We start from the raw sequence: 23,078 nt of genomic DNA, 5'->3' as shown, positions 1-23,078 counted from the left end.
CGCAGCGGACTCGGGCCCGTTTCGGAGACAGGAGAGAAGCGCGCCGTATCGCTCGCGGCAGGCTTGGACCGTGGAGACGGGACGGCCTGGCTCCCCGGCGAAAATATCGTGGCGTCACTATCGGCCGCTGCGGTGCTTGAGGCCATAACTCATCCCCTAGCCGGACGAGGTCATCGGCTGACACCCTGGCCCAGCCGCCACCAGGCATCCGCATCGCGCCATGTGTCTCCAACCGAACACAACCCACGTCTCAGATGTGAGTCATGCCGATCATCAGGGAATAACCCTGATCGGAGTCACGAGGCTGTCTTGCCGACTCATGCAGCCCACGCTGCGTACTCCTGCCCACCATTTCTGAGAGTGTAGATGTTGCTGCGATGCGTGGCAATTCTCTATCATCCAGTCCCCGTCGATTCGTGATGTTATCCGGCCATGCGGCATGGCGGCGCTTCGGCTGCGACCCGATGGACATCGCGCGTCTCGTAGGCGTGCGGCCAAAACGCTAGATCACACAAGCGTTTACGCTTCGGCAGGACTCGCTAACCACGTCGCGCAATCGCCTCGCAGGCGAGGAAAACAGACTCCTTGCCGAGTTGGTACGATCAGGTCTCAGCAGCTGTAAGCGTCAGCAACTGCGTCTTGTAGGTAACAGTGGCATTGTCGTGCAGGCGCACGGCCCAAGGGAGGTTGAAGGCCGGTGCGAGCGGCGTCAGCGGCTTGGCGCCGGGCGCTGCGCGCGAAGCCCGTGCCACCATGTTCTCGAAGGCGGCCGGGCTGTCGAGCCAAGCGGGATAGGGGGTCGCATGAGGCGCCCAGTCGAGGGGGGCTGCGAGGGCGACACCGCCACCTGGCGCCGCGACCCGGCTGATCTCGACGACGAGCTGCGTAGGGTCGGGCACGCAGTCGAGCACGTTGAGCGCCACGACGAGATCAAACGTATTGTCGGCGAACGGGAGGGCTTGGGCGTCGATGACCCAGAAATCCACTCGGGCGCCCTCTGGGGGCGAGAAGTGTGTGTCCCGGCGGTCATACCGATTGCCGAGGCGTCGGAGAGGGTAGCGCAGCAGGCCGCGGTCCAGCACGCCACGGCCGATGCGCAGGAGGGGCCAGTTCAGATCAACTCCTAACACGGGTCCATCGCACGCTGCCGCTATGTCGAAGCTGGTGCGTCCGACGGCGCAGCCGACATCGAGGACTGGGCCGCGCACAGGGCCGAGGTGCCGAAGTGCTCGATCCAGGCAGCGCCGCACTCCACCGGGCGACACCGTTCCGGCGTCGGGGTCCGCCTCGAAGAGGTCGCCATAATGATCGTGAGCGTAGCTCGATTGCTGCTGCCGCGCGATATTGTAGGCAGATTCTGGCCCGACCACGGCGCCGACCACAGACTCCACCACCGCGACATCGATGTCGCTCTCTAACATGAGGTGGAGATTTGCTGACAGCCATCCAGCGAGGTTGGGCACCAACACCGGGGTGCCCGCGATGATAGGGAAACGCTCGCCACAGGCATTGTCTTGACAGCGAAGCAGCCCCGAGCGGATCGTGTCGTCTGCGCTCTCTGCCCCCGGCTCCAAGGCTAGAAGCGCCCGGCGGCAAGTCGGACAGGCCGGCTTCAAAGCATCGAAATGCAGGCGGCGCATCGCGTCACCCGCCAATGATCACGGTGATACAGCCCGGCGGCAGAATTTCGCCGGACGGACTCGGGATCGGCGCGACGCAACTCGCATGCAAGGTGTTGTCGCCGACGCGTGCCGCCGGCATCTTGCCAATCAGCACTGTAGCCGAGCCTTTCGCGATCATGCCCGGCCCCGCCGGGATACAACCGGCGAGGACGCAAGGCACTGTGGTGTCTGTCACCCGCGCCGCCGGCATCTTGCCGATCAGCACCGTCGGACAGCCCTTGATGATGGCGAGCGGCATCGCTGGGTGAGGGACGGGCGTCGGCACTGGAGCAGCCGGGTGAATCGGCGCATGACAATGCGGTGTCGCTTGCAGCACATTATCCCCGATGCGAGCGGCGGGCGGCATGGAGGGCTCCAGTCGGCGAGATCAGCTCACCTCATATACGAAGCCTCCATCGGTACCAACGGTGGCGTAGATGCGCTGGATCGGTTCCCCACGGGCGAGATGTTCGAGGACGCGAACCGACAGTTCCGGCAACAGGGTGCGCGACAGGATGTTCTCTACGTTGCGGGCACCGGACGCGCTCTCGGTGCAGCGGCTAGTGATGGTCTCGACGAGGTCCGGAGCATAATCGAACACCGCTTTGTGGGTCTCGGCGACCCGATTACGGACACGCTGTAGCTGCAGCACGACGATTCGGCGCAGGGTCTCATCGCTGAGCGGTATATACGGCACCAAGGTGACTCGGCCGAGGAACGCATCCTTGAAGAATTTTCCGAGCTCCGGCCGCAGGGCATGCTCCAAGGCAGCTGGGTCCGGCATCGTCTCGGGGTCCGCGCAGAGCTTGGTGATCAAGTCTGCGGCAGCGTTCGACGTCATGATAATGACCGTATTCTTGAAGTCGATGTCGCGGCCTTCGCCGTCCTTCATCTGACCTTTGTCGAACACCTGGTAAAACACGTCCTGGACGCCGGGATGGGCTTTTTCCATCTCGTCTAGCAGAATCACGCTGTAAGGCCGCCGCCGAACCGCCTCGGTCAAGATGCCGCCCTCGCCATACCCAACATAGCCAGGCGGGCTACCCATAAGCAGGCTAACCTTGTGCTCCTCCTTGAACTCAGTCATCGTGATAGTAGTGAGGTTTTGTTCGCCGCCATAAAGCAGGTTTGCAAGAGTCAGGGCGGTTTCGGTCTTTCCGACGCCAGAGGGGCCGACCATCAGGAATACGCCGAGCGGTTTGCGCGGATCAGTCAGACCGGCCCGCGAGGTAACGATCGCTTGCGCCACAGCGTCAATAGCGTGGCTCTGGCCAATGATGCGCTCCGCCATCGCCGCCTGCAGTGCCAGGACCGAGCGAATCTGGGTTGATTGCATGCGTCCGGTGGGAATACCTGTCCAGTTCTTGACCACCTCAGCAATCGCCTGGGCGTCGACGAGCGGAAACACCAGCGGCGCTTCACCTTGAAGCGCTTTCAGGTCCGCCGAAACGGACATGAACTCCGTCTGTTCTTCCGCTGCCGGGCTGTTTGAGTCCGCCGCCTCGATTTCCGCCCGTAGAATGTCGAGGCGGGCGATCAAAGCTTTTTCCTGCTCCCAGCGCGCCGTTAGGTCGCGGAGTTCGTCGGCAAGGGCGGCGCGCTCTTCGGCCAGCGTGGCAAGGCGCGTTGCGCTCTCTCCGCCGGTTAATGCCTCGCGGGAGAGCATTGTGGATTCCGTGTCGATCATGTCGAGCCGACGCTGGCGATCCTCAATCGCGCCGGGAAGCGTCGACTGGCTCACAGCCACGCGGGCACACGCTGTGTCAAGCAAGGAGACCGACTTGTCGGGTAACTGGCGTGAGGGGATGAAGCGGGCAGCGAGCCGCACCGAGGCCACTACGGCCTCGTCGAGAATTCGCACTTTGTGGTAGCGTTCTAGGGTGGCGACGAGGCCACGCATCATCGCGATCGCGGCAGGCTCAGACGGCTCTTCGATCTTAACCACTTGGAAGCGACGTGCCAATGCCGCGTCGCGCTCGAAGTACTTTTTGTACTCGGCCCAAGTGGTAGCTGCAACAGTGCGCAGTTCGCCGCGAGCGAGGGCTGGTTTGAGCAGATTGGCGGCATCACCTTGGCCAGCGGCGCCACCCGCCCCGACCAGAGTGTGCGCCTCATCGATGAACAAGATTACCGGTTTTGGCGATGCCTTTACGGCGTCGATCACCTCGCGCAGGCGACGCTCGAACTCGCCTTTCATGCTGGCACCGGCCTGTAGCAGGCCGAGGTCGAGGGAGCGTAGAGTGACGTCTTTCAGGGACGGCGGCACGTCGCCAGCGGCGATGCGTTGCGCAAAGCCCTCGGCTACGGCGGTCTTGCCGACGCCAGCCTCTCCGGCGAGAATCGGATTGTTCTGACGCCGCCGGATCAGGATGTCGATGCATTGCCGGATCTCGTCGTCGCGGCCGAGGATTGGATCTATTACTCCTTTGCGGGCCTGATCGGTAAGGTCAACAGTGAACTGCTCGAGGGCATGGTTAGACTGAGAGGGGGCGGCCCCGTCCAGCTCGGTAGCGCTGCTCTGCGCCGTTGTGGCGGCTTCGTCGCTCGCCGCCGTGAGCACGGTGAAGTCCCGCTTGAGGCTCTCGGCAGAGAGGCGGCGGAACTCGCCCGAAATTTCGCTGATGCGCCGGGCCAGCATCTCGTCGGCCAACATGGCTAAGAGCAAGTGGCCGGAGCGGATGGCGGCAGCGCCGGTGTTGACCGAAGCTACGAGCCAAGCCTGCTTCATGAGTTCCACCAAGTCCGGCGCGAAGCCCGGCGGCCGGGCGTTGCCACTGCGCAGCCGGTCGAGGACGTGGTCGAGATCGGCGGTTAGACGGCCGGCATCGATGTCGGCTTGCACCAGCACCGCCGCCACGTCCGAACGTGGATGCCCGACGAGCCGGAGTAGCCAGTGCTCGATCTCAACGTTGTAATGCGTGCGTGTCAATGCAAGGCCAGCCGCCGCCTCAAGCTCCTGCCGGCACACGTCGTTCAGCCGACGGACGAGTAGACGCAGATCAAGCGACACCATGTGATTGGTCCCTGTGGCCTCGTGGCTGCCTTCGTTCCAGCGGGATCTCACGTTTCAGGCTCACACTCAGCGCCCGGTCGCGCGGATCCCGGCCTAAGGCAGGATGGCTCGAGCATAGACGGAACGTGCCGGCCACACTGATAGCCTTTGGCGGTGACTTGTCGAGATGGTTGAGCATTTCGTGCCATGTCGGGCGGAGTGAACTGCCCGTTCGAGTTTAGAACCGGGTGCACAGCAAACCTTTCGTTGTCAAACCCTTGCCTTGATGCCGAAGCCAGCTTGCTCGTCCATCGTGTCGTGGGCATGAGCCGAAGTTACGGGCCGAGCCACAGCGAACTGGTCTGCGCTGAGCGCAAGTTTTCCGGGCATCCTGAATCTTGAAGGAGGATGGGGCCATGCCTCGCAACGCCTCACGAACGAACAAATTTTCCCTGCTCTACGGCAGATGGAGACCGGTGCGACGGTGTACGAAGTTTTTCCATGCCGGTGTGTCCGAGCCAATCTTCTATCGCTGGAAGAAGGAGCTCATCGGCAGAGGGAAGCTGGAGATCTGGCGCTTGTAGCTATTGAGGAACGAGAACTGCAAGCTCAGGCTCTTGGTCGCGGGTTTGACCATGGATCGCTCGATGCTGCAGGATGTAATCAAGCGAAAGCGGTGAGGCCCGCCGTTCGCCGCAACATCGCCGGTCACTCGCAGGTGGCATACGGCGTCAGCGAACGACAGGCCTGTCAGTCCAGCGGCTTTGGGCGATCGCCCCAGCGCTACCGCAAGCGCTTGAATTCGCAGGTGGCGCTGCGCATGCGGCTGAAGGAGTTGGCCGCCGCACGCGTGCGCTACGGCTGTCGGCGGCTGCACATCCTTTTGCGACGAGAGGGCTTGACCTTGAACCACAATCGCACCCACCGGATCTACCGCGACAAGAGGCTGTCGATTCGGCCCAAGTTAGCCATGTACAAGCGGGCCTGGAACTCCCGACAAGCGCGGCCCGCGATCGGTGATCCCAACGAGGGCTGGGCAATGGGCTTCATGGCCGACAGTCTCTTAGCTCGACTTTGGCCATTCATGCGGCGTGGCAGAGGGCATAGGCCCAGGGTGCGGGCAAACGGAAGCGGGGTTTTGTTCGGGCGGGCCGACGCGGTGATGTTGCCAAAGTCCGCTCGCGCCAGATCGCACAGCGCACGGCGGCCAGAGCATCGGCGAAGGTCGGACGCGGTTTGGGGTACCACGCGGCGGCCGCGATCCGTTGTCGTTGGCGGGCCGGGAGCCGTGCAGCCAGCAGCGTGACGATCGAGAACAGGGCGAGCAGGCAGGGCGTGGTGCGAGCAATCGCCGTGTTGGTCCACTGCCGCTGCGTCTCGACACCGAGATGGGCGCGCACCTCCTGGAAGGTGACCTCGACGGTCCAGCGCCGCACGAACCACCCCACGATCTGCGCGGGCTCGCGCGTCGGATCGGTGCACAGCAGGGCCTGGGGCGGGAAGCGCGCCTCGGGATCGCGGATGAGCACCCAACGGATCGGCACAGACGGGCAAGCCGCCGTGCCGCCACACCGCGGTGCCCGAGGCGATCTCGATTGTGCGCTCGCCCGCCCCGTACCAGCCCGGCACCACAACCGCGTGCCAGCGCGTGTCCTTGGCCACGAGGGTCACGGCGAGCGTAGGCAGCCGCGCACCTTTGGTCCGCGGGCGTCCGATCGTGCCGGGCGGCCGCGGCGGGGCGGGATCGTAGAGTGCTGCGTCGAGCCGCAGGCGGGTGATCGCCGTGATGCGGGCGCGGCGCATCGCGTCGAGGAACAGCAGGGCGGAGAAGCCGCTGTCGCCCACCACAACGAGATCGCGGCCTGGCAGCCAGCGCCGCGCCTGGAGGGCGAGTTGACGCCCGACGTCGAGCAACGGTTTGTGCCGACGGCCCCGTTCGTGACAGGCGCGCTCGGACGGCACCAGCGCGGTCAGGAACGGCAGCGCCCAGATGCGCCCTGCCCAGGGGATTGGGGCAAGCACCATCAGGCTCATCCAGCGCAGCCCGCTCGCCTTGACGAAATGGCTGTCGGAGGAGCGAACCGGATCACGATAGATGCCCTTGGCGGCGATGCGTTTGCCGCGGCGGCGCTCGATCGTGTCGTCCAGTCCCAGGACCACGGGGCCGCGTTGCGCGAACGCGTCGACGAGGAGCCCGAGCAGGATACGGCTGCCGCTGCGCGGGCACCACGCTGCCCGGTTGAGGATGCGGTGGGCGTTCACGAACCGTCGCTCCTGTGCACGGCCCATGATGCGCAGGACGCTCGTCACCGTACGGCGGCCTGGCGTCAGGATCGCGCCGGTCAGCAGAAGCTGAGCATGGCGCCACGAGCGTTGGACGAACAGCGGCGCGAACGCCAGGATGATCCCGGAGAAGCGGGTGGGCAGGGGCAGCATGGCGGTGTCTCTTGGCGGGGACGCAACCAGCCTAACGCCACGCCTGCTTCGTCACCTCACACCCTCAATGACCCGCCCAATTGGCCAAAGTCGAGCTTAGACGGACGTCCGTTCCAGATCCCGACGGTGGTGGCCTGCCACATTCCAGAGATGCTCTCGCTCACACCAAGAGCCAAGTTCCGCGCTTTCCAGGTCGTGGAGGCCTTCGATGCGCTGATGCGGCAACGAGATCGGCCGAAGAGCCTACGGGTGGATAACGGGCCGAAATTTGTCGGGCGCATATTCGATCAATAGGCCTACCTGACCGGATTCGAGATCGACTTCCCCTGAAATGGCAAGCCGACCGGCGACGCCTACATCGAAGCCATCAACGGCTGCTTACGGGCGGAGTGCCTGAACACTTCCTGGTTCTTCTCGCTGGCCGAAGCCAGCGCGCGCACGAGGAATGGAGGTGCCACTACAACGAAGACCGACCTCAAACAGCCTTGGGCAGCTTGACGCCCAAAGCCTTCGCCGACCAAGCTGTCACAGCCCGGGATTTTGCATAGGCCTTGGAGCATAAAGAGGGGCGGCTCCATGAGACCCGGAGGCTCACTCATCAACCGGACCAAGATCTTGAGGACTGTCACGTCCGCATCGTGTATTCGGGACAGCATCAGACACTCCCGCGACGCTCGCCACCCACCTCATCATTAACCCCAGCAACTCGTCATGAAGCTAGACTTTAGACAGGCATAGCTCGACAAAAGCGACAATAAACCCTCCAAACTAGCCAATGATTATAACGTTATAGTAGGTGTATGTGCATGATATTTATCCAACTTACTGGGCGGTATGGGCAGCCTGTTCCGGCAAACTTGGAGCGCTTATTGGTAATTACCCCTCGATTGCGGGACGGTTATGCGGCATGAGACGTCGAACTAGTAGTTCGTGGCGGTAATTAAGTTGTTTCAGTTTTTCTGCATCAAGCACCCGTCGCCGATGATGCGCGACTTACGCATGCTGATGTTGTGCGATGATTACAGAAATATAGGGTAATATCATGATTAGTTTGAGGCTTTTGTTCTGCGCCAGCGCGATCCTGCTTCACTGCGCTCATTCGATTGGTGCCACGGACCATGATCGCAGTGACCCCGCTGTTGACCAGTCGTTCGAACGCTTCGTTGAGGAGACGCGCCTCAGCTTCGACGTGCCGGGTGCTGTCGTTGTCGTTGTGAATTCCAAGGGCGTAATGTCAATCAAAGGTTACGGTGTTCGCGAGCGAGGCAATTTGGCGCCTGTCGACGGAGATACGCGATTTCAGATTGCCTCGATGAGCAAATTCTTAGCTGCCACGGCGGTGGGAACGATTGTCGACCGCGGAATTGTCTCGTGGGATCAGTCTGTGCGTGAATTCTCACCGGAGACCATTCTATCAATACCCTATGCTACTGAAAATGCGACATTGCGTGATTACTTCGCTCATCGCACTGGTCTGCCTGCGTATGCGGGCGATTTCCTGACCGGACTCGACCTGACCGCCGCTGAACTCGTCCTCCGTGCCCGCCACTTGCCCTTCGATCATTCGTTCCGATCAGAAATGGCATATTCGAACTACGGCATCTTCCTTGGGCAGCAGGCTGCCGCTACGGCCGCTGGCTTGACACCCTCCACGTTGCTGCTGAGCGCGATCTTCAAACCGCTTGCAATGGCTCGAAGTGGTCCGGGGCGGTCCACCTTGTTCGAGGACGACAATCGCGCCGCCGGGCACGACCGCGACGGCACTGTGATGGCCTACGAAGATGTCGACGCGTTCAGCGGCGCTGGCGCCATCGTATCGACCGGTGCAGACATCGCGCGCTGGATGCAGATGCTGCTCGCCCAAGGAGTATTCGACGGCCGGCGAGTACTGGCGAGCGCCACAGTTGCGCAGATCATGGCTCCCAGCATGGTCGAAGGCCCGAGCGGCCCACTGCGGGACAAGAACGCCGCGGCAGGGCTCGGGTGCGATAGCTACCACTTCCTACGCTATCGGATTATCGAGAAAAACGGAGCTCTGAACGGAGTTAGGACCATTGTCACCCTAATCCCAGATCTGAAGGTTGGCATCGCTGTATTAGCCAACAAGCAGCTGACTGTGTTCCCCGAAGCTGTGCGCGCGGAATTTTTAGAGCGGCAGGTCGGCCGATCAGGTCTGGACCTGCAGGAGCAAATACGGTCCGAGCAATTCGCCTGGAACGCCCTGCTTGATATTCCGAAGCCGCCCAGCGACGCGGCTCCCGCCGCGCATCCTCTCGAAGCCTATGCGGGAACCTACGAGAACGCCTTCTACGGTCCACTCCATATCAGGCGCGATGGAAACGACCTAGCGATCACCCTCGCGGGCAAGCCGGGCATGCTAAAGCACTGGTCAGTCGACACATTCCTTCTAAACTTTCCCAACCCGGACACATCCCCGGGGTTGCTCACTTTCAGCTTCGACACTGATGTCGAGCACGCCACGCGCATTGAAGGAAGAAGCTTACCTGGTGCGTTCAGTGTAAATTACGGCACCTTCGTTCGCAAGCCATGACGACTTGGCCTGTTAGGCAGCGGGAAGCATCCTGACAATCGCAACCGCGTAGTCTCTGCCCCGATTCTACTTCCCGTATATCCCATCTTTCCACAGGTCGTGTCCCTGATGGCGGCGGTGTAGTTCGACCGGAGCGAGAAAGCCCTCCTGCGCGCCCTTCCCAATGCTGAAGCAGGCGGGCTCTCTCGCAAGGTGGTCATCGGCGGTTGCCGGGTAGGGTCGGGTTGCTACTCGGCCACCAGTTCAGATGCTCCCCGGTCGCGGCCTTGAACTGATGCTGATCGTTGGCCTCGATGTAGCGCCACACGCCTTCGATGCCGCACCGGCTCACGATCTGTCGGAGCCGCTTGTAGCTGCCATAAAACTTCAGAGGCATCGTTGCGTCCTCGTTTGGCGAGAAGTCGCCAACGAGTCTTTACCGAGTGCGTGTTCTGGCTCCTGAGGGACCCTGCGGGCGCGCGCTCGAGAGTGTGGCCGATGCGGCTCGGCACACACGGGCGACAGTGGCACCAAACGCTGATACAAGGCTAAGACGTTGATCTTGCTTGCGTTTTATGCGACATTGGCAGCGTTGATCAGCCAACCGGTGCGCCGCGTCGGTGCTGTCGACGTGAGCCATGGAGCTTGTTGATGCGCCAGCGACCACCTCCTTCCCGGCGGCATCGACCGCCGCCGCTGCCCGACGGGCGTGCTCTCAGCACCAACCTCTCCACCAAGGCCCCCACCACGGGGGCCTTCGTCGTTTCAGGAGCCCTCTCATGAGCCCCGATCCCGCACCCAACCTGGTTGCCGAAATCCCCCTGCGACCGATGACACCGGCCCTGGTGCTGTTCGGGCGCGACGAGAGCGGCCGGCCGCGCGCCGCTTGGTTCGACGCCAGCGAAGCCAAGCTCGCCGCTCAGGCCGCCGGGCTGATGAAGCTGCGCGTGCTTCACCTTGCCAATGACGAGCAGCGCCGCTTCGCCGACGAGTTCACGCACGGTCGCGTGTTCAGCAGCGGCCGCGCGTTCGTGCCCTACGTGCGACGCGAGTTGTACCCCCGCCTCGTCGAGATCGCGGGCGGCAGCAGCCCCAGCCTGGTTGAAGGCGGCGCAAAGCCCTCAGGCAAGCCACCAGCGGCCGTGAAGCCGCCCGAGGGTCCGGCAGTCGCCCAGCCGGCGAAAGCAGCTGCCAAGCCGGCTGCACGGCCGGCCGAGCGAGCCTTCGTTGGCAACCCTCAGCCCCAGGATCGGGACGAGATCGGCCTGGGTAGCTTCGTGCTGGTCACCGAGGGTCCTTCCGAGGGCTGGTGGGAAGCCGAGGTGATCGGGATCAACGGCGGGGTGTTCTCGCTGCGCTGGCGCGACTACCCGACCGAGCCGACCCTGCTGCGGCGCGCCGGCGAAGTCGCGCTGCTGCCACCCGGCCACGCTTAGCCGACCCCGCCCCAAGCTCAGCATCCGAGTCGAGGTCTGCCCCGGCTCGGGTGCTCGCCGGCCTCACGCCTCCCGCGGCGCCGGCACCGTTCCTTCCCACAATCTGAGGCTTCGATGACCACCACCCTCCTGGACGTGGGCCGCACACGCGCGCTCAACGACATCCTGCGTCGCTCGCTCTCAGGCGGCGTGCTGATGCTGACCGCCGGCATCATCGCGCTCGGCCGCGAGCGCCAGCAGGCCATCCTCGACGCGATTGCGGCCTACGACGACTTCACGCCCGACAACGACCCGCGCGGCGAGCACGACTTCGGCGCGCTCACGGTCGGGGGCGAGCGGGTGTTCTTCAAGATCGACTACTACGACCGCGCGCTGAGCGGCGGCTCGGCCGATCCAAGTGACAGCAGCATCACGACGCGGATGCTCACGATCATGCTGGCGCACGAGTACTAAGCGCCGCCGCCTGCGGGCCCCTCATTGGCCCGCGGGCACCAGACCGGCCTCGCGCGTGGCGCGGCTTGCGACCGGCGCACAGCGGCTAGGGCGAGCCATCGCCGTCGCCGGAGACACGCAGCAGCACATCGATTTCGACGCCGAGCGCAGCTGCGAGCTGGTCACAGCACATCGATGGTCGGGTTCAACGCTGCCGCGTCCGATGCGGCGGGCAGATGGCGCAGTAACGCTGGTGTCGTCGATCCCCCGAAGAATCCTCTCGGATTTGCTCATTTCTCTACAAGAAAGTGAATAGGGAAGACTATGAACGAAAATTCGGACTCGACGCTGGTGTGGCTTGTCGGCCTCGCTTTGTTTGGAGCCTTCCTGGGCTGGGACATCGCTAAACGAAAGGGGCTGGAGAAGAAGAAGTGGGCAGCGATCTGCTTTTTCTTCTTTCCAGCCGTGCTCGGCCTGGCGTTTCTCAAGAGTCAGCGCCGCCCAGGCGAAACGGAGGCTTTTCGAAATCGCTGGCAGTCTCTGGCTGCCTACGACCCGGAGATCAAAGCGGCGGTTGAAAAGCTGTCCCAGCTCGGCCCACGAGCGGTCGAGCAATTCCGCCTATCCTACGGCGACGTGCAAACGAAGGAGGCGATTCCGTTGATCGTGGCCGACATCGAACGCCGCTGGGCGGCCGGCGAGCGTTTCAAGAAGCTACGCTGACTGGCGAGCCGGCGCGTGCGCTCCGAGTCGATGCGCACGCGCCGGCATGGAGGGAAATCGCAGCACCAGAACAGCAAATTTCCCGTTCGCATTTGGACAGAATGCGTTAAGTCAAATCTTGATCATGCGCAGCATTGTCAATGATGTTCAGGACGCTCTCACGAAAATTGCTCGGCCCGCTACGAGCATACTCGGAAAGCTCAACAAGAACTTCCCCCGCAAGCTCCCCACCAAGTGTAATGATAAGCTCTCTTAACGCGACGTGAAACAGCATCGCCACGGCATCAATGTCATCGACGCAGGTCGGATCATCCGAAGTTGCGAGCACGTGAAAGCCGGTAGCGCGATCAAGACACTGCTTCACCTCCCGCTCCAGCAAGACGCCGCGCATGTCACGGCCGACGCAACCATCCTCCTTCAACAGCAGCCGCCCTTTTGGTGAGTTCGGAGCCAGAGGCTCTTTCCGCTGATAAACCTCCTCGACCACGCCACGCACGCGGCGTTCCAGACGAACATATTCCTTGTTGATCATTGTTGTCTCCTGCAGATTTGATGTGAGTGTGAGTGAATTGAGTTGGCGGCGCGCGGACGTTCCACCAAGTCAGTACCGTTTTACCAGAACTAGTTGGTTGCTTTTATTTGAGCTAAAACTGAAGCTCACAACCGATTTGGAGGGTGTCACCGGCGGCTTCGGCGAGGGCTACCGCGAGAACATCCTGCTCCGGGCGATGGTGTTACGTAATCTGCTCAAGCGATGGCGTCGCGCTGGTGGCCGGCCGCAACGTCGAGCCCGTTGGCGTCCACCGGGATTGGATTGAGCGAAAGCCCGCAGCCTCCAACGACCTACGAGCGACCGGGTAGCCGGGATCCTCAAACCACACGCCATCGCCAGGACGCAGCAGTGCCTCCGCGCACAGGCGCAAACCCTGCTGAGTGTTGCCGACGATGACGATGCAGCCCGGGTCGCAGCGGATGTTGCGGCTCGCGGCCAAGTGGGTCGCCACCTGCCGGCGCAGCAGCTCGCTCCCGCGCGGATCACCATAGCCAAGCTCGGCATTGCCGGTCGCGATGGCGCAGGGCGGCTGCCAGACGGCGAAGCAGGATGGGATTGGCAATAGGACTGGCCGAGCGCGAAAACGCCGTGCCGAGGCGCTCAACGATGCTGAGGTGAGGGGGGCACACTGTCCGAGGGCGTCGGTAGACGGGCGGCCACAAACGTTCCCGCACCAACCTGCGCCTCGAACAGTCCGTCCACCTGCAGGTACTCGTAGGCACCATGACCGCGTTGCCGCCGACCCCATTCTGCTCGGCCAACCACTCGGTCGATTATCGCTCGGCGATGGCCTTTGAACGCGCCCACCTGATCGAGGACTTGGAGAAGGCGCGCGCTGGGCATGATGGTCGATCGCTTTTTCCCGGTCGCACCGCACCGCCGGGCTGCGCGAGTACGACGCAGGAGATCAAGGCGGCGGCCGTCGTCAGCATGGAAATACGAGCGGGCCTCGGCGAAGATCCGCACCCAGGGTGTTGCGGACGTTGAGGAGGAGTACGCCCTGCCGATCTACGCCGAACGCCTGCCGGTTCGCACCGTGCTCGGTGCTGCGGAGCCCGTCCGTGCCTGCCTCCGACGTCGGCCGGCCGAAGCCCCTCGACGGTTATCGGTCCGACCGCCGCCTGGAGGAGGCACTGGCGGGAGCTCGCGCCGCCACCTACGCGGACTGGCGCGGGCAACACCCTTTCCTACCTCGGCGGGGCGGGACTCACTTAGGAAGTCGGCGTCAGCGAGCAAGCAATGATCGCACGCCAACTCCGACCTCCCCATCTGACGGCCATGAATACGTTTTCAGGTATTGCCGAAGAGGGCCATCATCTGAAAGGCCTCGCCGCGAACATTCGTTGTGTACTTCAAAGCCTCATCCACTATCCGAACGATCCCGATCGTAAGTTCCTCTTCGGGATGACATGTCATCATGTGCAACTGCGTTCCAACAATGATTCGTACCATTTTTGACATGCTTCCCACAGACGACGCCCGATTTTCCAGCAAACAGTAGCACATGATTGCCAATGCTTCCGCAAGCTTGACTCGTGTAGGATCTTTATGATCCAGAAAAAGATCTGTGTATACGGCTGCTTGAAGCGCCGAGTTCAGCTGCCTGTGAAACGACGGGGGGAAGTGATCTGGCGCTAGATAGCTCGCGCGCTGCAAAGCCCCCCGCGAGTTCGGGACCGCTAGTTCGATCCTCCAAATTGCCTTGATATTCTGGAAAAGGTCATCCTGAAGCTGCGAGCGAAATTGATATCGAAGCGATTGCTTCTGAAGTTCGACAAAAAATTGCATGACACCGTCACTTGATAAGTAAGTGACTACGTGGCTTGCTATGGCAGTGAGCAGGAATATGTTGGTGTTGAATTTCTCCCATGCGTTTGGAAATTGAGTCTCAAGACCAGCGAACTCGGCGATTGTCTGGCCCTGTAAGCGACGAATTGCGTCCTCGAACATCTCGCGGCGTACACGGGCTACGGTGACGCCGCCGTCGCGCAGCATCACGCGCCCAGCAGGTGAGCACGCTTTGCGACGGAAGTTCCCCGCGTAGGATCTTTGGATCATGCGACGGAGATGAGCGGTAGATGAAGTGGAGTTCGTGCTGGGCATAGCAAATCCTCTTTGACAAAGCACAGGCGTGTGCCAAAGCATGATTTACTGGATAAGCAAATTGGCTCGTGCACACTGAGCCCTGGCACTGCCAGAAAGCGTCGGTGCCGCCGCTGGCCCAGGCCGTCCAGCCAACAGCGAAAAATGGCAGCTAGTAAATAGTAATTTATTCAACACTCGGCCGTGCTCGCTGGATCGCCACAGCACGGATCGCGCTTACGCGCCCATAGTGCAAGGTCTGATGCTTGCATATGGTGAGGTGTGTTTAAATAGAGCCGCTATTGGCCACTTCATCGTCAGATGGTCCCGGCCAATGTGATTGCTTAAGCAATGCCAATTGAAAACACTGATCATATCTACTCAGGAAAGCGTGACTTCATACGAAGTGTGAGCGAAAAGCCGCAGGAGAGCTGCAATGGGAACACACGTACACATGGACAGCCTGGTAGGCTTGGCCGGGCTGAGCCGGAGCAACCAAATCAACCAACTCACGATGGGCTGGGGCCAAATCGCCATCGACCGGGTGGGCGAGGGCTGGCTTCCCTACCTCCTCGTGCTCAAGTTTCACCACATGGCAGGCCGCCCGGACACCGTGCTGGCGCAGATGCAGCGGGAGGCCGAGCGGGTCTACGCGAGCGTGCTCACGCGCGTGTGGCGCCGGCCGCACACCGCCACCAATCGTGCTCGCCTTCCCGTCTGGATCCTGGTCCCCGATTTCCCCGTCCCTAAGCGGGCCAAGGAGCGGCTGCGGGACCTGACACCCAATGGCGGGCTGCACCTGCAGGGAGTAGCAGTCGTGCCGCCGGGTAGCCGCCTCGTGGAGGGGCTGGACGGGCACTTGGCTGACGACCGGCGGTACTGCGGCGCCGGCTCGCCGCTCGCTTCGGTGTTCGCCAAACGCATCACCAGCAACCTGGACTACGTGCACGGCTACAACTTCAAGGCCCTGGCGCGGGGTCGGGCCGACTTCGATGCTGTGCTCATTCTGCCCCGGACATCGAGTGAGCTGCGCTCGGTGCCGCGGCTGGCTGCGGAGCCCTGGCGCCGCCCTGTGCTCGACCGCGGATAACGAGGCGGCGGGGGCGGCGTACCGCCCCGGCCTTGGTCGCGCTGGTATGCTGGCCGCTTCAGCCCCGCTCGTTTCGACGCCACACCACCTTCTTCACGCCCAGTCGCAGCCAGCCTTTCGCGTCCCGGCCGAGGCTCTCGACCTCAACGGTCGCCCTACGGCCCTTGTCGAGGGCCAGGAAGCGGTTCAGGCGCCCCTCAGTGACCTCAAACTCCACGGTTGACTGCTCGCGGTTGTCGCGACCGTGACCACTCAGGGGCTTGCGCTTGCTGCCGTCGTTGTCGTTGTCACCTTCAGCGTCGCTCATCGCGGTGTTGTCGTTCTCCTCGTCCGGACCGTCCTCGAGATCGTCGAGGGGCAAATCCTTCGACTCTGCCGAGGAATCCCGTACACTCACAGGCGCGGTCCCAAACAGCGTTTCGTTCTCCTCCGCCAGCTGCTGCGCGCTACGCCGCTTCGGCAACGCCGCCTTCGCGTCGAGGCTCTTCTGGTACAGCGCCTCGATCCCACCGTCGTCCTCGATCATCTTAGCTATCCGGTTCGCCGGCACCCCAATCTTCATGTAGTTTTCCAAGCCCGCGGCGTACTTGCCGGTGCGGTTACGCATGTGCTTCGACTTGGCGTCGAAGACGTAGTTCAGCACATGCCGCAGCGCGTGCAACTGCTGCTTGCGCGGCTTCAGGGTGTATTTGCCGCCCTTGAAAAACTGCAGCCCCAGAAACTCCTTGTAGGCTGTCAAGTTGTCTTTGAAGTGCAGCGCAACACCATAGCCGTCTGCCAGCACCTCATAAAGCTCGCGGCGATAGCCGCTCTGCAGGGCGTGCAGCTTGTACTTGCACTCACCGAGAACCGAAATCGGGTTTTCGGCGATACGACGCTTCATCTCAGAGCGGTCGGGCGGAAACGGGCCCCGCCCACTAAATTCGTGCTCGACGTTGAAGGTTGCCCACTCGCTGTCGCGCTCGGGCTGCTTTTGCGGTCTCAGTTTCATGTTGTGGTGATCCTTGCTGACAGGAGCTCAGATTTCTTCGTTACGAGAAAATTCGATCGGGTTGCGCTGTGATAGTGATGAGGGCGGTAGTGGCTGCGAGGGAGCAGAAAGCTTCCCCGCAGGCCACTTGCTGTGGCTCAGCCCGCGCGCGTGAGCGGAACACGCTTGACCCGCGGCGAGGCGGTAATCAGAGCTTTAAGGACATCCTTGTAGAGCCACTGAGCGAACCGAACGTCCGACTCCATCTCACCGTGTCGGCCCAGAAGCGGCGTCGGCAGGCCCTGCCCGGTTGCCATCGCCAAGATCTCCAGCTCGGGAAGGCCAAGTTGCACGGCCAGCGCGACGATCTCCTGGAAGCTGATGACTAACGGCTGATCGGCCGTGTAATGAATACGCCAACGCGGCCTATCATCGAAAAAAAACCGCTGATTGATGTCGTACATATGATGCCACTTCTTAGAATTTGGGCTGAAATTATGAGTAGAGATGTTATCATCCAGCTGATCGGTCAGCCAAATGCCGCAAGAAGGATCATTGTCAACGTGCATTTCGGATGTATAGCTCTTATTCTTGCCCATTTTTACCTCCTGAAGATCGCAAGACGCTGCGATCACCAGGGTTATGGAGTGATTTAGATTGATGCACAATAAGGTTAAATTATAGAAGACCAGGTTTAAAGGCTTTAGACCTGGTTTAATAATCTTAGGGCAGGATTGCTATTCGACCGAACAACAGCGGCACATGATACCCTTCGCTCTTGTGCTTATGATCTCCTCTTACGTGCCGCCAAGCCCCCGTGTTTATAAATATCTTTAATATCAGTTCCGTTATTCAATATATATTCAGGAGGGCCAAAAACTTCAGGCTTATGTCCGGCAAGACAGTTAACTATAAATTCAGCTTGCTTGGCTTCAGCTTCACGGCTATTCAGGCGAGTTGCAGTTTTTGCATCGGCCTCGCGGTTCAAAACGTGATTTGCCACGTAAAGTGTACGCTTGAACCACTGTAAGCAGACGGCTGAAAAATCGCGTACGTGCAGATCTCGTTCGAACATCGCATCAAACAAGGTACGCCCATCATCTAAGATGATGGATTTGGCCGCATATGAAAATGGTAAACTATCTAGTACAATTCTATAGTGCTTATTTTCAACATTCTTGGCATCTGGAGCAGATTCCCCCAATTTTTCATGGATTGATTGGACCAATTCGGATGACTTTCTGATGCTGGCAGAGCCAAATCCTTTTGTGTTTGACAAATTATCTCGATGATAATGATCAATGCCCATCATTGTACAGGCAATATTGTGATGTCTTAAGAAAGGCGCTCTTTTTTTCACCAATCCCGTGCGAGATGGTGTGCTTATAATCCGCTGTAAACCGCCGATTGGAAAATATATTTCGTTATAAAAACTAGGAGACAAGGCTGTGACCAGGCCGTAATCTTCTGATTTAGTGCGACGCCTTTCTCGGATTGCCCTTTTTTCAGCACCAGATAATAGTCTGGCGACAGCTAGAGTGATTGAATTTTTGCGTATCGTTGTGTTTGATTTCGGATCAATCACCCATGCACAGAGGGCAGAAAATATCACATATTCATGACCACGGAAAGAAGTCTCGCCGCTACTAAGTATATTTATACACTGCATTAGATCGAGTTTTCTCCAGGCAATATCAAGGAATGAGTCCTCAGTTGAAACAAAATTATATTTGTATTCTCCTTTCACGTAGGTTGTGACTTTAACATTTTTTTTCGTCACAACATTGGTCTTTGTCCACATAGGATATAAATCGTCGTTTGAATTATTACTAGCCATTTGCCACCTGGTTTATTATATAAAAGCGTTGATCAAGACTCTGTGGAATGTCAGCGAAGGTCATCTCCCCCCATTCGACGGCGGTGATGCTGGGCGATACCATCACGATCTCCGGCGTACCCACCCTGCTATGCATCCCATCCGCCATGCACTCCTCCCAGTCTTCCCACAAAATGCGGCTCGCTCTCAGACCCAGAAAGGATACGAGCCTCCGCGGCATCGACGAAGAGCGGATATTGCCATTGCGTTAGTCAGGACTTACTGTAAGCTATGGCTAACACACAGGCTTTCCTCGCCATCGCGGCCCTCGGCGACCCGACGAGGCGGCAGATCTTCGAGCGACTCGCACATGGCCCAAGCCCTGTGGGTGAACTCGCCAGCACCATGGCGGTCAGTCGGCCTGCCGTCTCGCAGCACCTCCGCATCCTGAAGGAGGCAAGCCTGGTGACGGAAACCGCGCAGGGTACGCGGCGCATCTACCGGATTGATCAGCGTGGCATCAGCGCGATCCACGCCTGGCTCGACGAGAGGTGGGCCGAGACGCTCAACGCCGCAGGATCTACCCTCGACCAGGACTTCTGACGGTCCGCAGGGCCGTGGAGAGTGCCTGAGGAGTTGCTCCAGGCGGCTTGGGCGACCGGAGCAGGCGTGAGCGCGGCCGTCATCTGCCTGCCTGGGGGCGGCGAGGCCGATCTGGCTCGTGGCAACCTCCGATGCGCTTGTGGTCGTGCTGCCCTGAAGGTTGCCAACGCGACTTCAACTCGTGCCACGATACAATTTCAGCTAAATCTATGAAAGTATTGCGATCGGAATGCGCTCTGCATGGTCGCGCAACCAGTGGTGTTAAGGCCTTTGTGGGTTCTGGGAAACCGCCAGTATACACAATGACATGCATCTTAATGACCATCTGGTCATGCAAATCCAGGGGTGTTTCGACATCTGAGCGGGTTTAATTGCACGGCAGGCCTGCTTAGGATGTCTGGAGCAGCAGAAAACAGGCGCACCATCGAGTGAAGACGCGGCATATGCTTTCTCGGATGAGGGGCAGATGATCTATGCTGAGAAATTGTGCATCAAAGCTATGCAAAGATGCTCAGGAAGATAGGCCGACTTATCGCGCGTACCTGATCGGCGCGAACAATCATATCTTCGCGGCCCACGTCATCGAGGCACGAAGTGATGATGAGGCGGCGGCAGCGGCTCGGGCGATCGCCGGGACCTCGCGGGTCGAGGTGTGGGAACGCGGCCGTCGGATCCTGAAGCTCAAGCCCGATTTGCCGAGCCACTCAGGTGCCCTGTGACGAGCTGCGACACCCGGGTGTCGCAACCACGCGAGAAAGTAGGGGATGGCGCTAAACTTCGACCGGTGGCTGCGCTTTGCGAAGCCGCCTGCGGCTCCCCGACTTTTTTCGAGACCGGCATTCTCCCAGAGCCCGTTGGATCAGCACCTTCAATCGTTGAGTGCTGCTACGGTCGCGTCGAGCCAGCTCGCCGCCTCCTCGAAGCTCGGGAAGGTGTGAATCTGATCGGTGAATGGCGGCGGCCGCTTGGCGCGTGGTGTCGCCTCGAGGAGTTCGACGTGCCACCTCGCCATCGAGGGTGTTCGACCGGGCTCACGGACGAGGCTCGCGACCACATGCCCATTGCAGTCGACATCGTAGCTGCCCGGAGCAAGCTGCACGAGCGTGTAGGCCATCAATTCCTCCCAACTCCGTATTCGGGTTCTCCTCGCTGCCTGCAGCCATGAGGAGCACGGCCCGCCGCACCGAGAGGATGCGGCGAGCCGTGAGTGACGGGCCCGGGGGAACCAATCGCGGCAAGCGACACCGCAACAGGGTTAACGTTTCGTTGTCGTTCGCGTCTCGTTCCCATTGTGGAAAACCCGCGAAGCAGCCAATCCTGCCCTTGGAACGGGGCAAATCATGCACATGCGAGCCGGGGAGCGGCTGCGCCTGACGATGTCGGGCGCGGGGTGCCGCGCTGTGGTCAGTCTCAACACCTATGCGCTGACCCAGCCGGCGATCGAGGGCTTGGACCCGTGCGAGGACGGCTTCGGCTACGACGTGACACCCTGGCTACATCCTGGTCGCAACGTTCTGAGCGTGGTGCTGATTGGGCCGTCGGGTGAGCAGCCGTTCCGGCTGGTGGCGGAGCGCGCTGGACAGGCGCTGCTCCTGCTCGACGAGACGGAGTTCCTGCCGCTCTCCACGCCCTGGCGGCTGTGGACCACGACGATCGCGCTGGCCGCGTCGTTGCCGTTGCCGAGGTCCGTCATGGAGCGAGGGTTCGAGCGGCGGAGCCTGAGCCGAGGTCCCGATCTCCACTCCAGCATGATCGCGTGATCTGGCCGGAGTGGAGGGGGGGGGCAACTCGGACCATGCCGATGACGAAGCGCCAACTCGCCGGAGCGCTCCTGGCAGCCCGTCACGTCGCCGAGCGCGAGCAACTCGCCGCCTTCCTGCTCGATGAGGTGACGGCGTTCGCCGCCAACCCGTTCCCCGCCACGAGCTCGGGCGCCGCCCAGCAACTGTGGAGCACGCGCTCGATCGAGTTCCGGGCCATGCAGATCGCCTCGGCGGGACTGCCTTGCCTGCTCGCGGCACTGGCACGCTTGCCAGTTGGTGAGCTGCTGCGCCAGGAGATCCTGCGAGCCGGGCCGCACAGCCTTTACCTCCTACATCACGGTGACGGCTGCCGCATCGTCGGAGCCGTCCTGCACGGCAAGCCGCGTCAGGCGCTACCCGTGATCAGCAGACCGCCGAGACCTCGTGGGCGGCCGCGGCGCGCGCACGGCGGCCAGCAGCTCGATTTGTTCGGAATGGGCGTTGCCTGAGGTTCCGGGAAGGAGTGAGTGAGCCCCATAGGCTGGTGGGAAGAACAAGTCCGCCACCAACCCGTCTCACGCCCTCCCACGCGATCCGCCTACAGGCAGAGCCGGACCGCCACAGGAGTACGTTCGCGAGAGAGGGTGCCCGTGGACCAGCATCAGGCCTGGTCACAAGCGCCCAGGCGCTCACCCTGTCGCGCTCTTCCGTCGCCCCTGCCCAAGCCCGATGCTCTTGGCGAGTGCGGAGCGGGTAGCGGCGTAGTTGGCTGCCACCATGGGGTAGTCGTGTGGCAGGCCCCACTTCTGGCGGTACTGCTCGGGGCTGAGCCCGCGGCTGTTGAGGTGGCGCTTCAGCGATTTGTAGGGCTTGCCGTCTTCGAGGCTGATGATCGCGTCAGGCGTCACGGACCTTCTGATCGGTACAGGCGGCGTCAGCTTCTCGGGCTCAGGCGTGGCGGGCTGGCCCAGGCTATTGAGTGCGCTGTGCACGGTCTGGAGCAGATGGGGCAGCTCGGCGGCTGGAACATTGTTCCTGGCAACGTACGCCGAGACGATATCGGCTGTGAGGTCCGTCAGATCGACAGGTGTGCCAGTGTATTCATCTGACATAAGATAGTCCTCTTGGAAACCGCTGGCTAGGAACACGGCCGCGCTTGAGTTGTCAATGGTGCAGAACTCGTTGCTGGCCATCCATCTGCTTGCTTAGCGCACAACCTCGACGCGGACCTCGACCTCCAGCTTCGCCCAGGACCGGTCGGTGGTGAGCGCGACAGCACTGCGGCCCGCCGCGAGCGCCAGGCATGCGCGATCCCCGAGCGACAGACCTGCCTGGCGGGTGCTGGCGCACAAGGCTCCCATCGCCTCGCCCTGCGCACGATCGAGGGGCGCGACGTCGAGATCCAGCTCGCGCAAGTCTGCCACCGCCTCCTCGGGGGCCTGTCCGCGATCGACCAGCTTGCCGATCACCTCGGCGTAGTTCGCCGCACCGATGCAGGCGTCGTGGAGCACGGCCTCGACGCGATCCGCTCCCGGCTCGTTGAAGAGCAGACAGAGCAGGGCAGAGGCATCGAGGACGTATCCTCCCTTACTCACGCTCGGCCTCCTCACGCCGGTCGGCGATCAGCGCGTCGGACACTAAGCCCTCTTCTGGTGCGAGGGCGCGCAGCTTGGCCTGGATGCGACGCAGGGCGGATCGCGCGGGGCGGATGCGGAGCTCGACGCCGTGCAGCTCCATGAACACGGTGTCGCCCTTGCTCAAGCCCAAACTCTGTCGAAAGGCGGCTGGCACGATGATGCGGCCACCCTCCACCACTTTGCCCTTCACCGCTGCCATGACGAGATCCGCTACGAGGCTATGAACGCGCAGAAATGTAGCAACCGAAGCTTGGTGCAGGAAGCCTCTGGCAGGCATCAAGCTACCCGTCTGCCGTGTTGTTGCAGCAGTGCACGTGGCGCGCTTGCCGGAGCTGGTTACCACTGGTCCGTCATTCGCTCGTTTGACGGCCAAGC

The 23,078-nt window shown here is 61.4% G+C and carries 23 protein-coding genes and 3 pseudogenes; 11 read left to right on the top strand and 15 right to left on the bottom strand.

Translation table 11 applies throughout. The features are described from left to right. Window positions 1-602 precede the first annotated feature (602 nt). The 3 genes from DT057_RS13845 to tssH all read right to left on the bottom strand — a co-directional run bounded on the left by DT057_RS13845 (window position 603) and on the right by tssH (window position 4,674). Entirely contained in the window at window positions 603-1,640 is a 1,038-nt protein-coding gene (locus DT057_RS13845) for a methyltransferase domain-containing protein (protein WP_128562687.1), read from the bottom strand. 4 nt (window positions 1,641-1,644) lie between these two features. After that, window positions 1,645-1,920: a PAAR domain-containing protein gene (locus DT057_RS13840; protein WP_338103508.1), complete on the bottom strand. Its 276-nt coding sequence runs from the start codon at window positions 1,918-1,920 to the stop codon at window positions 1,645-1,647. Window positions 1,921-2,049: 129 nt separating this feature from the next. Further along, on the bottom strand, window positions 2,050-4,674 hold the full coding sequence (tssH, locus tag DT057_RS13835) for a type VI secretion system ATPase TssH (protein ID WP_128562685.1): 2,625 nt from the start codon (window positions 4,672-4,674) through the stop codon (window positions 2,050-2,052). A 445-nt stretch (window positions 4,675-5,119) separates the two neighbouring features. Between tssH and DT057_RS13830 the strand changes: the two are divergent. Further along, window positions 5,120-5,716: pseudogene (locus DT057_RS13830) on the top strand (IS3 family transposase); the annotation flags it as partial. 557 nt (window positions 5,717-6,273) lie between these two features. On the opposite strand, the pseudogene DT057_RS36805 reads toward DT057_RS13830, so the two are convergent. Continuing rightward, window positions 6,274-7,089 (bottom strand): annotated as a pseudogene (locus DT057_RS36805) (IS701 family transposase); the annotation flags it as partial. A 99-nt stretch (window positions 7,090-7,188) separates the two neighbouring features. Here DT057_RS36805 and DT057_RS13820 point away from each other — a divergent pair. Further along, window positions 7,189-7,637, top strand: a pseudogene (locus DT057_RS13820) (integrase core domain-containing protein); the annotation flags it as partial. A 494-nt stretch (window positions 7,638-8,131) separates the two neighbouring features. Then, the gene (locus DT057_RS13815; RefSeq protein WP_128562684.1) at window positions 8,132-9,640 is read left to right on the top strand and encodes a serine hydrolase; all 1,509 of its coding nucleotides are present in this window, start codon (window positions 8,132-8,134) and stop codon (window positions 9,638-9,640) included. A 196-nt stretch (window positions 9,641-9,836) separates the two neighbouring features. On the opposite strand, the gene DT057_RS13805 is transcribed toward DT057_RS13815, so the two are convergent. Continuing rightward, a complete protein-coding gene (locus tag DT057_RS13805) occupies window positions 9,837-10,016 on the bottom strand; it encodes a hypothetical protein (RefSeq protein ID WP_128562682.1) in 180 nt (59 codons plus the stop codon). Window positions 10,017-10,398: 382 nt separating this feature from the next. On the opposite strand from DT057_RS13805, the gene DT057_RS36800 reads away from it, so the two are divergent. The 3 genes from DT057_RS36800 (at window position 10,399) to DT057_RS13790 (ending at window position 12,210) form a co-directional block, all read left to right on the top strand. Beyond that, entirely contained in the window at window positions 10,399-11,055 is a 657-nt protein-coding gene (locus DT057_RS36800; RefSeq protein WP_238313499.1) for an SH3 domain-containing protein, read from the top strand. A 114-nt stretch (window positions 11,056-11,169) separates the two neighbouring features. Continuing rightward, on the top strand, window positions 11,170-11,508 hold the full coding sequence (locus DT057_RS13795; RefSeq protein WP_128562681.1) for a DUF3768 domain-containing protein: 339 nt from the start codon (window positions 11,170-11,172) through the stop codon (window positions 11,506-11,508). A gap of 303 nt (window positions 11,509-11,811) precedes the next feature. Further along, window positions 11,812-12,210: a hypothetical protein gene (locus DT057_RS13790; protein WP_128562680.1), complete on the top strand. Its 399-nt coding sequence runs from the start codon at window positions 11,812-11,814 to the stop codon at window positions 12,208-12,210. Window positions 12,211-12,316: 106 nt separating this feature from the next. On the opposite strand, the gene DT057_RS13785 is transcribed toward DT057_RS13790, so the two are convergent. Together DT057_RS13785 and DT057_RS37510 are read right to left on the bottom strand one after the other, a co-directional pair. Then, complete coding sequence (locus tag DT057_RS13785; protein ID WP_128562679.1) at window positions 12,317-12,742, bottom strand: hypothetical protein; 426 nt, start codon at window positions 12,740-12,742, stop codon at window positions 12,317-12,319. A 202-nt stretch (window positions 12,743-12,944) separates the two neighbouring features. Beyond that, on the bottom strand, window positions 12,945-13,511 hold the full coding sequence (locus tag DT057_RS37510) for an aminotransferase class I/II-fold pyridoxal phosphate-dependent enzyme (protein WP_128562678.1): 567 nt from the start codon (window positions 13,509-13,511) through the stop codon (window positions 12,945-12,947). On the opposite strand from DT057_RS37510, the gene DT057_RS13775 reads away from it, so the two are divergent. Beyond that, window positions 13,487-13,750: a PNPOx family protein gene (locus DT057_RS13775; RefSeq protein WP_203236273.1), complete on the top strand. Its 264-nt coding sequence runs from the start codon at window positions 13,487-13,489 to the stop codon at window positions 13,748-13,750. The two genes, DT057_RS37510 and DT057_RS13775, sit on opposite strands and share 25 nt — an antisense overlap. Window positions 13,751-14,053: 303 nt before the next feature. Here the strand turns inward: DT057_RS13775 and DT057_RS13770 are convergent, their stop codons facing one another. Further along, entirely contained in the window at window positions 14,054-14,761 is a 708-nt protein-coding gene (locus DT057_RS13770) for a hypothetical protein (protein ID WP_128562677.1), read from the bottom strand. A gap of 538 nt (window positions 14,762-15,299) precedes the next feature. Between DT057_RS13770 and DT057_RS13765 the strand changes: the two genes are divergently transcribed. Further along, the gene (locus DT057_RS13765) at window positions 15,300-15,935 is read left to right on the top strand and encodes a hypothetical protein (protein ID WP_128562676.1); all 636 of its coding nucleotides are present in this window, start codon (window positions 15,300-15,302) and stop codon (window positions 15,933-15,935) included. 58 nt (window positions 15,936-15,993) lie between these two features. Here DT057_RS13765 and DT057_RS13760 read toward each other — a convergent pair whose 3' ends face one another. The 3 genes from DT057_RS13760 to DT057_RS13750 form a co-directional block, all read right to left on the bottom strand. Beyond that, window positions 15,994-16,926 (bottom strand): hypothetical protein, encoded by a 933-nt coding sequence (locus DT057_RS13760; RefSeq protein ID WP_128562675.1) that lies wholly within the window; start codon window positions 16,924-16,926, stop codon window positions 15,994-15,996. Window positions 16,927-17,063: 137 nt separating this feature from the next. Beyond that, a complete protein-coding gene (locus tag DT057_RS13755) occupies window positions 17,064-17,504 on the bottom strand; it encodes a hypothetical protein (protein ID WP_128562674.1) in 441 nt (146 codons plus the stop codon). Window positions 17,505-17,689: 185 nt separating this feature from the next. Next, window positions 17,690-18,706, bottom strand: coding sequence for a hypothetical protein (locus DT057_RS13750; RefSeq protein WP_128562673.1), 1,017 nt, complete (start codon window positions 18,704-18,706; stop codon window positions 17,690-17,692). A 306-nt stretch (window positions 18,707-19,012) separates the two neighbouring features. On the opposite strand from DT057_RS13750, the gene DT057_RS13745 reads away from it, so the two are divergent. After that, entirely contained in the window at window positions 19,013-19,324 is a 312-nt protein-coding gene (locus DT057_RS13745) for an ArsR/SmtB family transcription factor (RefSeq protein WP_128562672.1), read from the top strand. Between the two features lie 868 nt (window positions 19,325-20,192). Here DT057_RS13745 and DT057_RS13740 read toward each other — a convergent pair. Beyond that, window positions 20,193-20,438 carry a hypothetical protein gene (locus DT057_RS13740; RefSeq protein ID WP_128562671.1) on the bottom strand — a complete coding sequence of 82 codons (246 nt, stop codon included), beginning with the start codon at window positions 20,436-20,438 and terminating at the stop codon, window positions 20,193-20,195. Window positions 20,439-20,664: 226 nt separating this feature from the next. On the opposite strand from DT057_RS13740, the gene DT057_RS13735 reads away from it, so the two are divergent. Continuing rightward, window positions 20,665-21,084 carry a hypothetical protein gene (locus DT057_RS13735; RefSeq protein ID WP_203236272.1) on the top strand — a complete coding sequence of 140 codons (420 nt, stop codon included), beginning with the start codon at window positions 20,665-20,667 and terminating at the stop codon, window positions 21,082-21,084. 41 nt (window positions 21,085-21,125) lie between these two features. Beyond that, window positions 21,126-21,575: a hypothetical protein gene (locus DT057_RS13730; RefSeq protein ID WP_238313501.1), complete on the top strand. Its 450-nt coding sequence runs from the start codon at window positions 21,126-21,128 to the stop codon at window positions 21,573-21,575. Window positions 21,576-21,755: 180 nt separating this feature from the next. On the opposite strand, the gene DT057_RS13725 is transcribed toward DT057_RS13730, so the two are convergent. The 3 genes from DT057_RS13725 to DT057_RS13715 form a co-directional block, all read right to left on the bottom strand. Continuing rightward, entirely contained in the window at window positions 21,756-22,178 is a 423-nt protein-coding gene (locus DT057_RS13725) for a Ros/MucR family transcriptional regulator (protein ID WP_128562709.1), read from the bottom strand. A gap of 93 nt (window positions 22,179-22,271) precedes the next feature. Next, on the bottom strand, window positions 22,272-22,661 hold the full coding sequence (locus tag DT057_RS13720) for a type II toxin-antitoxin system VapC family toxin (RefSeq protein ID WP_128562669.1): 390 nt from the start codon (window positions 22,659-22,661) through the stop codon (window positions 22,272-22,274). After that, window positions 22,654-22,902, bottom strand: a complete 249-nt coding sequence (locus DT057_RS13715; RefSeq protein ID WP_128562668.1) for an AbrB/MazE/SpoVT family DNA-binding domain-containing protein — start codon at window positions 22,900-22,902, stop codon at window positions 22,654-22,656. Before DT057_RS13715 ends, DT057_RS13720 begins: the two co-directional genes overlap by 8 nt. Between the last annotated feature and the right edge of the window lie 176 nt (window positions 22,903-23,078).

It is taken from the genome of Methylobacterium crusticola (assembly GCF_003574465.1).
Lineage (GTDB): Bacteria > Pseudomonadota > Alphaproteobacteria > Rhizobiales > Beijerinckiaceae > Methylobacterium > Methylobacterium crusticola.
Note: the sequence above shows the minus strand (reverse complement) of the source record. Positions and strands in the feature narration are given on the sequence as shown.